The sequence below is a fragment of the Paenibacillus sp. J31R98 genome, from assembly GCF_056269245.1.
This window is the reverse complement of record NZ_JBWDNO010000001.1, coordinates 508,633-520,391: the sequence shown is the minus strand read 5'-3', so window position 1 is coordinate 520,391 and position 11,759 is coordinate 508,633. Positions and strand designations below refer to the sequence as shown.

At 52.1% G+C, this 11,759-nt stretch carries 12 protein-coding genes; 3 read left to right on the top strand and 9 right to left on the bottom strand.

Going from position 1 to position 11,759, the window contains the following annotated elements:
- Positions 1–112: 112 nt before the first annotated feature.
- Positions 113–745 (top strand): GNAT family N-acetyltransferase, encoded by a 633-nt coding sequence (locus AC0YNX_RS02385; RefSeq protein WP_475814048.1) that lies wholly within the window; start codon positions 113–115, stop codon positions 743–745.
- Positions 746–787: 42 nt separating this feature from the next.
- The gene (locus AC0YNX_RS02380; RefSeq protein ID WP_475814047.1) at positions 788–1,966 is read left to right on the top strand and encodes an acetoin utilization protein AcuC; all 1,179 of its coding nucleotides are present in this window, start codon (positions 788–790) and stop codon (positions 1,964–1,966) included.
- A gap of 96 nt (positions 1,967–2,062) precedes the next feature.
- On the opposite strand, the gene AC0YNX_RS02375 is transcribed toward AC0YNX_RS02380, so the two are convergent.
- From AC0YNX_RS02375 to AC0YNX_RS02360, 4 genes are all read right to left on the bottom strand, one after another.
- Positions 2,063–2,767, bottom strand: coding sequence for a 5'-methylthioadenosine/adenosylhomocysteine nucleosidase (locus tag AC0YNX_RS02375; protein WP_475814046.1), 705 nt, complete (start codon positions 2,765–2,767; stop codon positions 2,063–2,065).
- A 6-nt stretch (positions 2,768–2,773) separates the two neighbouring features.
- On the bottom strand, positions 2,774–3,778 hold the full coding sequence (gene ccpA / locus AC0YNX_RS02370; protein WP_475814045.1) for a catabolite control protein A: 1,005 nt from the start codon (positions 3,776–3,778) through the stop codon (positions 2,774–2,776).
- Positions 3,779–3,848: 70 nt separating this feature from the next.
- Positions 3,849–4,205 carry a bacillithiol system redox-active protein YtxJ gene (gene ytxJ, locus AC0YNX_RS02365; protein WP_475814044.1) on the bottom strand — a complete coding sequence of 119 codons (357 nt, stop codon included), beginning with the start codon at positions 4,203–4,205 and terminating at the stop codon, positions 3,849–3,851.
- Positions 4,206–4,229: 24 nt separating this feature from the next.
- Positions 4,230–4,652 (bottom strand): hypothetical protein, encoded by a 423-nt coding sequence (locus AC0YNX_RS02360; protein WP_475814043.1) that lies wholly within the window; start codon positions 4,650–4,652, stop codon positions 4,230–4,232.
- A 224-nt stretch (positions 4,653–4,876) separates the two neighbouring features.
- Here AC0YNX_RS02360 and AC0YNX_RS02355 point away from each other — a divergent pair, with 224 nt between their 5' ends.
- Positions 4,877–5,401 (top strand): type 1 glutamine amidotransferase domain-containing protein, encoded by a 525-nt coding sequence (locus tag AC0YNX_RS02355; RefSeq protein ID WP_475814042.1) that lies wholly within the window; start codon positions 4,877–4,879, stop codon positions 5,399–5,401.
- Positions 5,402–5,449: 48 nt separating this feature from the next.
- Here AC0YNX_RS02355 and ptsP read toward each other — a convergent pair whose 3' ends face one another.
- From ptsP to AC0YNX_RS02330, 5 genes are all read right to left on the bottom strand, one after another.
- Positions 5,450–7,255 carry a phosphoenolpyruvate--protein phosphotransferase gene (gene ptsP, locus AC0YNX_RS02350; protein ID WP_475814041.1) on the bottom strand — a complete coding sequence of 602 codons (1,806 nt, stop codon included), beginning with the start codon at positions 7,253–7,255 and terminating at the stop codon, positions 5,450–5,452.
- Positions 7,252–9,135: a glucose PTS transporter subunit IIA gene (locus tag AC0YNX_RS02345; RefSeq protein WP_475814040.1), complete on the bottom strand. Its 1,884-nt coding sequence runs from the start codon at positions 9,133–9,135 to the stop codon at positions 7,252–7,254. Before AC0YNX_RS02345 ends, ptsP begins: the two co-directional genes overlap by 4 nt.
- A 139-nt stretch (positions 9,136–9,274) precedes the next feature.
- Complete coding sequence (locus AC0YNX_RS02340) at positions 9,275–9,709, bottom strand: CoA-binding protein (RefSeq protein ID WP_475814039.1); 435 nt, start codon at positions 9,707–9,709, stop codon at positions 9,275–9,277.
- A 59-nt stretch (positions 9,710–9,768) separates the two neighbouring features.
- Positions 9,769–11,061 (bottom strand): 3-phosphoshikimate 1-carboxyvinyltransferase, encoded by a 1,293-nt coding sequence (gene aroA / locus AC0YNX_RS02335; RefSeq protein ID WP_475814038.1) that lies wholly within the window; start codon positions 11,059–11,061, stop codon positions 9,769–9,771.
- Positions 11,062–11,095: 34 nt separating this feature from the next.
- Positions 11,096–11,617, bottom strand: a complete 522-nt coding sequence (locus AC0YNX_RS02330; RefSeq protein WP_475815155.1) for a shikimate kinase — start codon at positions 11,615–11,617, stop codon at positions 11,096–11,098.
- Positions 11,618–11,759: the final 142 nt, after the last annotated feature.

Sequence of the window (11,759 nt, the reverse complement as noted above, 5' to 3'; positions counted from 1 at the left end):
TACTAGGAATACGCTTTCACATTATATCATGCTTGCTTACGTTGAACCATTCTTTTCATGTCTTGTTTTTTTTGCTATAAGTAGTGTAGAACGGGAAAGGAGCCATCACTTGTTGGAGCATCGCAAAAGAATTCATGCGCAGGTTGTCCCGAACATCGAACGCGATATTATCATCGAAGGGCCGCTCCCCGCTGAAGCGCTGACCGGGCTCACCCTTCACCCGCAGCTCGATGCATTCCGAAGACCAGTTGAGCAGCACAAAGCGCTGGTTGAAATTGCGGAACTGCCGGAAGGCCGCATTATCGCGGCAAGAGACGGTGAAGTCATCGTCGGCTATGTCACCTTTCACTATCCGGACGAGCTGGAGCGCTGGTCTGAAGGCGGCATGACGGATCTCGTCGAGCTCGGCGCCGTAGAAGTAGCGGACGATTACCGCTCGCTTGGTCTCGGCAAGAAAATGATCCAGAACGCTTTTGCCTATGATCAACTGGAAAATGTCATTGTGTATACAACCGAATATTATTGGCACTGGGACCTGGAAGGAACAGGCCTCAGCGTGTGGGAATACCGCGCCATGATGGAGCGGCTGATGAAGTCCGTCGACATGGAATGGGTGGCGACCGATGATCCTGAGATCTGTGCCCATCCGGCTAACTGCCTCATGGTACGAATCGGACGTGAAGTACCGCTTAGCTCGATCGAACAATTCGACCGTGTTCGCTTCAGACAACGCTTTATGTATTAGCAGCTGGTGCAGCAAACGTAGAAAGGAAGCGAATAACGCATTATGACGGACAATGCCGTATATATCCATCATCAAGATGCAAGTCGGTATAAATTTAATAAAGACCATCCGTTCGACCCGATGCGCTTGACGCTCACGCACAGCCTTCTCGAAGCAGTAGGTGCGCTGACTGATACACAATGCAGACAGCCTGCTCCTGCGGATGACGAGCAGTTGCAGCTCGTCCATCGTGTTGATTATATTGAAGCCGTGCGCAGCTTGAGCACTGACAAACCTGCTGCTGAAGCCATCAATCGAGCTGAGCAATACGGGCTGAATACGGAGGATACGCCCTTCTTCCCCGGTATGCACGATGCAACAGCAGCCATCGTTGGTGGCTCGGTCCTTGCGGCAGATCTTGTGATGAGCGGGCAAGCCCAGCACGCGTATCACATGGCTGGAGGGCTGCATCATGCTTTTCCAGATCGCGGAGCAGGCTTCTGCGTTTATAATGACGCGGCCATCGCGATCGCCCACATTCGGAAGCAGTACGGCGCGCGCGTCCTCTATATCGACACGGACGTCCATCATGGCGACGGCGTTCAGTGGACGTTCTATGCCGACCCTGATGTCTGTACCTATTCGATTCATGAGACAGGCAAATATTTATTCCCAGGCACCGGATTCGTATCCGAGCGCGGCATAGACGCTGGCTACGGGACGACCATTAATGTGCCCGTCGAACCGTACACCGAGGATGAATCCTGGCTTGCAAGCTTCGCCACAACGATAGAGAAGGTCATAGATGCGTTCAAGCCGGATGTTATCGTCAGCCAGCATGGCTGTGACGCTCATGCCTATGATCCGCTGTCGCATATTCATTGCAGTATGCGAATTTATCAAGCAATGCCCGCACTTATCCATCAGCTTGCACATCGTTATACAGACGGACGCTGGATCGCCGTCGGCGGCGGCGGTTACGACATCTGGCGCGTCGTTCCGCGCGCATGGGCGCTCGTATGGCTCGAGATGACCAATCACCCGATTGCCACACAGCTGCGCACGCAGTCGGCTAACGAGACGCTGCCTCAAGCATGGATCGACAGCTGGTCTACCAACAGCCCGGAAGAGCTGCCGACCCATTGGCTGGATGACTCGCAACAGTGGCAGCCGATTCCTCGGAGAAGCGAAATTGAAACGCGTAATCGTGAAGTCGCAGCACTCGCAATTCAACAGCTCTAATGGCATGCAAAAGGCAGCTACCATCCGCTCCGCTTGGAACGAGATGAGTAGCTGCCTTTATCTTTCTTCGAGTCGGCTCTACGAGTAAGCCGCTCCCTACATATGTTGAATCATTTCATCAATAATGGAATGCGAATTCACCGAAGCTTGCACCGTAAATTCCGCAAAGTTCACATGTGCGGAGCCGTCTGCCTTATCCGACATCGAGCGGATGACGACGAACGGAACCTCGTTCATGACACAGACTTGCGCAAGCGCCGCGCCTTCCATCTCCGTGCATGCACCGCTAAGCTCATCATGCAGCGCTTTAACCGTTTCTCTCGACGATACGAATTGATCGCCGGAGAGCACTTTGCCCTTCGCACTGCGGCCTGGGAACAGCTTCTCAGCAGCATTCGTTGCCAGCTCCACCAGATCCGGAGACGCTTTAAATTCCCAAACGTCCTGGAACGGGATCTGACCGCGTGCAAAGCCAAGCGCAGTCACGTCCATATCATGCTGCAAGCAGGACGTCGACACGACGATATCTCCAATGTTCAGGCTCGGATCAACCGCGCCAGCAACACCAGTGAACAGCACGCATTCTACTCCAGCATCTACCAGTAGCTGCGTACATACTGCTGCATTCACTTTACCGACGCCAGATTTGCAGAATACAACCTGACGACCGTGCAAAGTGCCTTCTACATATTCAATACCTGCTTTCACGAACGAGCCTGTCTTCTCGACATGCTTGTGCAGCAGTTCAATCTCTTCCACCATGGCACCGATAATGCCTATCTTGTGATACGTTGTAGTCATAATCCTTTATTTGCTCCCTACCGACTGACGGTTCACAATTTCATGCGGCAGAATAACGCGCGCGTTCTCAACCGTTTCCTTCTTCATAAGCTTCGTAAGCAGTCGCATCGAAACCGCACCGATATCATACATTGGCTGCGCAACAGCTGTCAGCTGCGGACGCACCATCGACGCCATACGGCTGTTATCTACGCTGATAACAGAGATATTCTCTGGCACTTTAAGTCCTGCGTCCTGGATACAGTGAATCGCGCCAATCGCCATCTCATCCGTTGCGGAGAAAACAGCTGTTGGACGATCGCCTTGCTCCAAGAAATACTTCATTGCATCTACGCCGGATTCATAACGGTAGTTGCCGATACGAACGAGCGATTCATCATATGGCAAGCCAGCAACTTCAAGCGCGCGCTTGTAGCCTTGGAAACGAGCATAACCGTTCGATGGATCTTGCAGCGTTCCGCAGATCATTGCAATGCGTGTGTGTCCGCTGCGAATAAGAGCTTGTACAGCATCGAATGCTGCGCTCTCGTGATCAATATCAACCGAAGGGATTACGCCCTGCTCATCTGTCGTCGCACAGAGTACAATCGGCACGTTAGCTGTTTTGAACGCTTGCAGATGTTCTTCCGTTACCGCGCCGCCCATAAACAACAGCCCGTCCACTTGCTTCTCAAGCAAGGTGTTGATAACGCGAATCTCTTTATCTTTCTTCTTATCTGCGTTGCAAAGAATGATATTGTAATGATACATATTCGCGATATCTTCAATGCCCCGTGCAACTTCGGCGAAGATCGCATTCGAAATATCAGGAATAACGACGCCAACTGTCGTTGTTTTCTTGCTCGCAAGTCCGCGCGCTACTGCGTTAGGACGATAGCCAAGTCGTTCAATGGCTTCAAATACTTTCTTGCGTGTCTGTGGCTTAACGTTCGGATTGTTGTTCACAACCCGGGAAACAGTCGCCATCGATACGCCGGCTTCTCTTGCTACATCATAAATGGTTACCGTCACGGTCCTTCTCTCCATTAACTCAAATTTGTTCTCGCGCCGCATTACTTTACCGTAATGATACGACAAAATATTACTTTTCGCAATGTGTCCCGAGATGCTCGTCTAATGTTGAGTAGGTAATCCGCCAGTGAGAAGCATGCCAGGTGACGCTTCCATCCTGTACAAAGAGCAGCTGAGGCGACTCGTGCTTCACGCCGAGTTTCTTTGAAATCGCATTCGAAACTTCCCGGTTCTCCGGTACAAGGACCACAATCATGTGGAACGCGAGCTTCGATGCATCCTCCAACCAGTTCGACAGCTCTTCGTGAGCGCCGCTACTGATGGAACAGGTCGTGCTGTGCTTGAAAATTAACAGCGGTTCTGTGGCAGCCGCCGCATAAGCGGCTTCCCACTGTTCCATTGTTGTTATTGGTGAGGGCAGCTCCATAGGCTAATGCCTCTCTCCCTTCTTCTATCGCCTTCCATATTGAAGCAGACTCCGGCTCAGCTGTGCTAGCCGCTTATGTATATCTGCTGTCCACTCGGCATCTCCTGCTGCCTGTGCAACCTGGAACAAATCAAGCAGCATATCGATACGTTCTTCCGTCATGCGCCGCATGATGGCCGGATCGGACACTTTCTTATCATGGTAAGCCTCTACCAACAAATTTGCCCATTCATTCCATTCGTTAAACAAGAAGGTCTGCTTTACAGGGTGAGCGCCAAGCTTGCCGATCAGCCCCGTAAGATCCGGCTTCACTTCCGGAAACACCTCGCTGCGATTGCAGGAACCGCAAGAGAATATCGGTACATTATCAATTTCAACTTTATTCGAATATATAACAGTACGCAGCTTCATTGGCATATCCTCGCCGCAAGAACAGCGTTTTAGCAAGATCGTCCACTCCTTCTCCTAAACAAGTACAACGCCTTAGAAAGGTATAGAAAGGCGTTACTCGACGAATATGATATTCGACCTATCACAAAAAAAGTCCTGCTTTGCGGCAGGTTGTAATTTTTGCATCATTCGGATGTTACAACCAGTCCGGTTTGCTTCATAGAACCGCCGGAGGGTACAATAAGTAGGAGCTTCTATACATTGCTAGAGGAGGAAGGAAATTGTCTTTACAAGGTAAAATGATTATCTGCTTGCTGGATGACGAATTCGAGGATTTGGAGCTGTGGTATCCGGTTTATCGCGTTCGTGAAGAAGGCGCTACCGTGTTATTCGCAGGACCGGAGAAGAACCGGACTCATATTGGCAAATACGGCGTTCCCGCAACAGCGGACCTTAGCTTTGATGAAGTAGACGGCAGCCAGATCGACGGCTTGCTCGTTCCAGGCGGCTGGGCGCCGGACAAGCTCCGCCGTTATCCGAAGGTGCTGCAGCTTGTGAAGGAGATGGATGCGGCAGGCAAGCCGATCGGCCAAATCTGCCACGCAGGCTGGGTATTGATCTCGGCAAAAATCCTTCAAGGCCGCAACGTTACTTCTACGCCAGGCATTCGCGACGATATGGAGAATGCAGGCGCAACTTGGATCGATGCGCCGGTTGTCGTGGACGGACATATTATATCGTCTCGCCGTCCGCCAGATCTGCCGCCGTATGCGAAAGCATTCGTTGATGCTTTGAAGAACCAATAAATGAAGAAAGGCGGCTTCCCTGATCTTGCTTAGGGAAGCCGCCTTATTTTATTTGGTCACTTTGGCCGCTGGCTGACGTTCAACCGGCTGTCGTTCAGCTGGCTGTCGTTCAGCTGGCTGTTCTTGCTCACTCACAGCCCTCACATCCAGCGGTGAAAGAATATCATGAATTTGCTGGCTTGTTCTGCAAGCAAGTATCCGGTCAAACACTTCCCGGCTCGATTGCTGCGTAAGCGTCAGCAGCTTCTCCTTCACCGGCAGAATCGCCTGCGCTGACATGCTGAGCTCATCGACGTCAAGCGCCAGCCAGATCGGCAGCGCCTTCAGATCGCCGGCCATTTCGCCGCAGACGCCAACATGAATGCCTTTGCGCTTCGCCGCTTCAATCGTCAGCTTCAGCATACGCAGGACAGCTGGATGGAATGGCTCATACATGTACGAGATCTGTTCGTTCATCCGGTCGACGGCAAGCGTGAACTGAATAAGATCATTCGTTCCGATACTGAAGAAGTCGACCTCTTCTGCCAGCATATCCGCGATAACGACGGCTGCCGGAAGCTCAATCATGATACCTACCTGGATCTTTTCCGAGAAGCCGATCCCTTCCGCGCGCAGCTCCTGCTTGCATTGCTCCAGCAGGTTGTTCGCCGCCCTGATCTCTTCCACAGATGAAATGAGCGGGTACATGATCTTCACATTACCGAAATAGCTCGCTCGCAGTATCGCTCGAAGCTGCGTCTTGAACAAAGAAGGCTTATCAAGACAGATTCGGATGGCCCGGTAGCCGAGGAACGGATTCTCCTCCTCCGGAAGCTCGAAATAATCGAGGTGCTTGTCGCCGCCGATATCGAGCGTGCGAATAATAAGCGGTTTATTATCAAGCTTCTCAGCTGCGCCCCGATACACCTCGAACTGCTCCTCTTCCTGAGGCAATCTGCTGCGGTCCATGTAAAGAAACTCGGTGCGGAACAGACCGACACCGCTCGTGCCGCTCGCTAGCGCGACCTCCAGCTCCTTGATCGAGCTAATATTCGCGCTCAGCTCCAGCTCCTTGCCGTCCTTCGTAACCGGCTGAATGCCAACGATGCCTCGCAGCTGCTGCTTCTTCTCCTGATGGAGCCACTGCTTCGCCGTGTACTTCTCAACAATCAATTGTTCCGGCTGTATGATGACCATACCAAGCTCGCCATCTATGATGAGCATATCTCCTGTTTGAATCGGCTCCTCCAGCTTCGATTCAATGCCGACAACGAGCGGTACGCCAAGCGCTCGCGCCATAATGGACGAGTGCGAGGTCGTACTTCCGGCAAGCGTGGCGATACCTAGCACGTGATTCGGATTCAGATGCGCAAGCTGTGAAGGAGACAACTCCTTCGCAATCAGGATAAACGGCTGTGTATCCGAAGGCAGCGTAATCTCAGGCGCTCCGAGCAGATGCTTGAGCAGCCGGTTACCGACATCCTTGATATCAAGCGCGCGTTCCTTCATATATTCATCGTCGAGCAGGTCGAACATAGTCACGAAGTGGTCAATCGCTTCTTTCACCGCAACCTCTGCCGCTTTGTATTGCCGCTGGATAATGCCTTGGATCTCATTCATGAAGACAGGATCGTCCAGTATCGCAATATGCGCGTCAAATATGCTGCTTTCCTCCGGTCCAACTACTTCGCGCAGCTCATCCTTCATCTGCTCGATCTCGACCTTGGAGGTACGAATGCCCTCATACAATCGTTCAAATTCGCGAGCCAAGTCCCCTACGTCGATCTTCTGTTCCGGCAGATCCCATTCCCAATTCGGCAGAACGAACGCCTTCCCGATTGCGATGCCTGGTGATGCCCCAATTCCTTGAATCACGTTGTTTCCCCTCCACCGCTTCTCTCTTTTAGAACGACTGACATGACGGAAGCTTGACCCTTCTTAACCCCTTTGAACGGGGCGAAGCTCCAGGAGCTGACAAGATCCGAATTGGTGATAACCATTGGTGTCGCAAGCGACTTGCTTCCTTTGCGGACCTTCTGCATATCGAACGTAATGAGCAGCTGACCCGGCTTCACCTGATCGCCTTCCTGTACGATGGCCTCGAAGCCTTGCCCTTTCAGCTGCGAAGTATCAATGCCGATGTGCAGCAGCACTTCCAGCCCTTCCGCTGTCCGAATGCCGATTGCATGCTTGGTCGGATAGATATGAATGACCTTGCCCGTTACCGGCGAGACAAGCTCGCCTCGATCCGGCATGAATGCAACCCCGTCACCGACAAGCTTGCCGGAGAAGATCGGGTCAGGCACTTCGGACAGCGGCATCATCATGCCCTGCATCGGTGCGCTGAACAGGACTCTAGATATATCTCTTCGTATAGCTTTGTCCATTTCCTCCCGTATCAGCTCCGAGTACGTGCCGAATACGATCTGAACATTGCCTCCGCCTAGCCGGATAACGCCTGCAGCGCCTAGATGGCGGAGCGCGTTGATGTCAATGAGCTTGTCGCTTCCAACCTTCAGACGAAGCCTCGTGATGCAGGCTTCCATCTGGACAATGTTCTCTTTGCCGCCAATCGCCTGTAAAATAAGCGGCGCCCGATAAGGTATATCGCCCGCCCATTCATCGAGCTGCGAGCCTTCCTCACGGCCTGGTGTCGGAATTTGGAACCGGTGAATCGCCCAGCGGAACATCACATAATAGAGTAAGCCGAATATGAGTCCAATCGGTATGAGCAGCCAGCCTCTCGTTGCGAGATGCTCGTTAATCAAGAAGTCTATGGCTCCCGCGGAGAATGAGAAGCCGTGCCGAATGCCAAGTTCATATGTAAACCACATCATCGCACCAGAGAGCAGCGCATGGATCACAAACAAATATGGTGCTACAAATAGAAACGCAAATTCGATCGGTTCCGTCACGCCAGTTAAAAAAGAAGACAACGCAGCGATCATGAACGTCTTCCTGATCTTCGGCTTCAAGTCTTCGCGTGCCTCATGAATAATGGCAAAAGCAATCGCTGGCAGTGCGAACATCATTGTCGGGTACAAGCCCGCCATATAGCCGCCCGCTGTCGGATCGCCCGCGAAGAAACGAGGGAGGTCACCGAAGACGACCGAGCCGTCGCCTGATGTGAAGCCGCCGACTTGGAACCAGAATACATGGCTAACGAGATGATGTAATCCGAATACGACGAGGATTCGCAGGACGAAGCCGAATAGGAAGACGCCGAAGCCTCCGCCAGATTCAATGACATCGCCAAGCTCCATAAGACCGTTATGTATATAAGGCGCGATCTGGACCATTAATATCGCTAGCAATGTGGAGAACACGCTTACTGCTAGCGGGATAAACCTCGGTCCGCCGAAGAACTGGATGTACTCCGGAAACTTGATCGACTTAAATCGTTCGTTAAAGATACTGGTGACAAGTCCGATGAGCACGCCTGTGAGCACGGTTGGCTCGAGCTCATAATGACTTGCATTAATCACGCTTGTATAAATAAACATACCTGCAATAGCGGCCAGGCCAGCTGTCAATGCATTGCTCGTCATGCCCATCGCAACGCCGAAAGCAAACAAATACGGCAAATAGGTAAACAATGCATGACCTGCAACTTGCAGATGAGTCTGCATGTCGGGCAATCCTATTGAAGCCCATGGCAGAGCGCTTAGGCTGAGAAAAATAGATGCGGCGGGCAGTACAATCGTCGGCAGCATCAATGATCGGCCAAGCTGCTGCAGGTGACCCATTATGTTCATAAGCTGCCTCCTCTATGTTTCTTGTGAATCGATGCTACTCTTGATCGTAAGCGTTCACCCCGCCTTTGTCAAAAGAAAAGACGGACCGCGTTTGGTCCGTCTAGATCGAATTGACGTGACATGAATAATCTGTTTCGTGCTACGAGCTTGTTTTTCCGTGCGGCAGAAGAATGGAATCTTCTACTTTAATGCAGCGGTCCATAATAAGCTGCATGCCAGCGCGCTCAGCAATGGCAGCGACTTCGTCATTGTGGATGCCAAGCTGCAGCCATAGCGTCTTCGCGCCAATCTCAGCCGCTTCTTCTGCGACAGGAGGCGTATGCTCGCTGCGGCGGAAGACGTTGACGAGGTCAACCGGGAATGGAATATCTTTGAGCGATGCGTAACTCGTCTCTCCTAGAATCTCCGTTGCGTTCGGATTAACCGGAATGATCCGATACCCCTTCGCTTTCATTGCCTCAGACACCATATAGGAGGTGCGATCCGGCTTGTCGGATAAACCAACGACAGCTACCGTCGTTGTTGCTTCAAGAATTCGTTTGATGTCATCGCGTGAAGGATTAGTAAAAGCCATGTGAATACCATCCCTTCTTCTATTGATTACCCGCTTAGCCTGCTTAGAGAGCTGATTTCCTATTCAATCCATTCGACGTTCGCGCCGAGTGCCTTCAAATGATCGAAGAAGATTGGATACGACTTCGCCACATGATGCGCATCGCGGATACGAAGCGGCTGCTTCGCGCGAAGGCCAACAACCGTCAGCGCCATGATGACGCGGTGGTCATAATGTGCATTGATTTCTACGCCGCCTTCAACGCCTTCCGGACGTCCATGGACGATAATTTCAGCTTGGCGCTCTTCCACGTTTGCACCGGCTTTGCGAAGCTCGTTCAAGTAATCCGTAATCCGGTCGCACTCTTTGTAACGAAGGTTCTCCACGTCGTAGAAACGGGACGTGCCTTCCGCGAACACAGCAGCCGCGACCATAGCGAGTACCGCGTCAGTCGCCTTATCGCCGTCGAACTCGACAGCCTTCAGCTTGCCGTTGCCTTTCACATGAACGACGCCGTCCTTGTGCGTAAGCGGAACTTCCATCATGCGCAGAACGTCGACAATCGCGCGTTCGCCTTGCTTGCTGTTCTCCTCCAGACGGTGAAGGATAACGTCTGATTCGGTTACTGCTGCAGCTGCAAGAACTGCCGCGGAGCCTGGGTAGTCGCCTTGAACGACGTACTTCTTAGCTTCGTACTTCTGACCGCCCTTAACCTTGTAGTGCATCAAATCTTCGCTTGCTTCGATGACGATGCCAGCTTGCGCCAATACTTCAAGCGTTTGGCCGACGACAACTTTGGACTTGAGATCATGGAGCACTTCAATCTCGCTGTCCTCTTCAAGCAGTGGCGTCAAGAACAACAGTGCGCTCAGGAACTGCGAGCTAACATTGCCGCTAACTTGAATTTTACCACCTTTAGCTTGTCCGCCGCGAATAGTGATCGGAAGCCTGCCGTTATTATGTTGAACGTCTACTCCGATCTGGCCGAGCGCATCGATGAGGTCATCATGCGGACGCTTGCCCAGCGAGTCCGGGTAGCGGTTAATGAACGTGACATCCGGAGCGAGAGCCGCGATCGCCATCAAGAAACGAAGCACAGCGCCAGCGTTGCCTACATCAAGCTCTTTAACATCCTTTGGACTACGTCCGAAACCGGTAATCGTAATTTTCTCATCGTCTTCTTCGATGACTGCGCCCAGATCGCGAATGCAACGGCGCATCGCGTCACTGTCCTCGCTGTGAGCCGGGTAGTAAATGGTGCTTGTCCCTTCTGCCAGAGCAGCAACAAGCAGGTATCGTGTTGTATAGTTCTTGGAAGAAAGTGCTTGAAGCTCGCCTTGCAGTCTTGGTGTTGGGGTTACGCGTACATCCATCGTTAAAGTCGTCTCCTTTATGTAGGTGTAAGTGTTAGAAGCGCTGCTTCAAGCCTCGCTCGATTTGATCGACTACTTCTTGCACAGTAAGAGGAGTGGTGTCAATGGCCAAATGGGCAAAATCATACGCATGCTTCCGATCCTCAAGCAGCTTATGCACCCTGCCTTCAACATCGCCTTGCAGCAATGGGCGATCCGGATCTTGGCTGACACGCGCAATAATCTGCTCTGCGTCTGCCTTCAGCGCCACCACGAAGCTGCCATCAAGCATCAGCTTCCGATTATGCTCTGCCAGCACGGCACCTCCGCCTGTTGCGATAACGAGCGGTTCCGCGCGGTCGATAACGTCAGCGAGTGCAGCTGTTTCCGCTGCGCGGAACTCCGTTTCGCCGCGTGTCGTGAAGATATCGGGTATCGATGCGCCTTCACGCCGAACGATCTCCGCATCAATGTCGATAACGCCGCAATTCAGCCGAGCAGCAAGCTCCTTGCTGACCGTTGATTTGCCTGTGCCCATAAACCCGATGAGGGCTATATGTTGGCGCGACTTTTCCATGCTCACTCGAAACACCTTCCCCTGCCTTTTGAAAGCGTAAACCTGGATTCTAAAACATTTCCCACGATTATACCATTATTCAGGAATAACGGGTATAAAAAAGTTCAATCTACCGTAGAGTTGATAGTACCAATAAGCACAC

Excerpts from the sequence above, each read along its gene's own strand:
- AC0YNX_RS02380 (WP_475814047.1), top strand. The coding sequence starts at position 788 with ATGACGGACAATGCCGTATATATCCATCATCAAGATGCAAGTCGGTAT.
- AC0YNX_RS02375 (WP_475814046.1), bottom strand. The coding sequence starts at position 2,767 with ATGACTACAACGTATCACAAGATAGGCATTATCGGTGCCATGGTGGAA.
- ytxJ (WP_475814044.1), bottom strand. The coding sequence starts at position 4,205 with ATGGAGCTGCCCTCACCAATAACAACAATGGAACAGTGGGAAGCCGCT.
- AC0YNX_RS02345 (WP_475814040.1), bottom strand. The coding sequence starts at position 9,135 with ATGAACATAATGGGTCACCTGCAGCAGCTTGGCCGATCATTGATGCTG.
- AC0YNX_RS02340 (WP_475814039.1), bottom strand. The coding sequence starts at position 9,709 with ATGGCTTTTACTAATCCTTCACGCGATGACATCAAACGAATTCTTGAA.
- aroA (WP_475814038.1), bottom strand. The coding sequence starts at position 11,061 with ATGGATGTACGCGTAACCCCAACACCAAGACTGCAAGGCGAGCTTCAA.
- AC0YNX_RS02330 (WP_475815155.1), bottom strand. The coding sequence starts at position 11,617 with ATGGAAAAGTCGCGCCAACATATAGCCCTCATCGGGTTTATGGGCACA.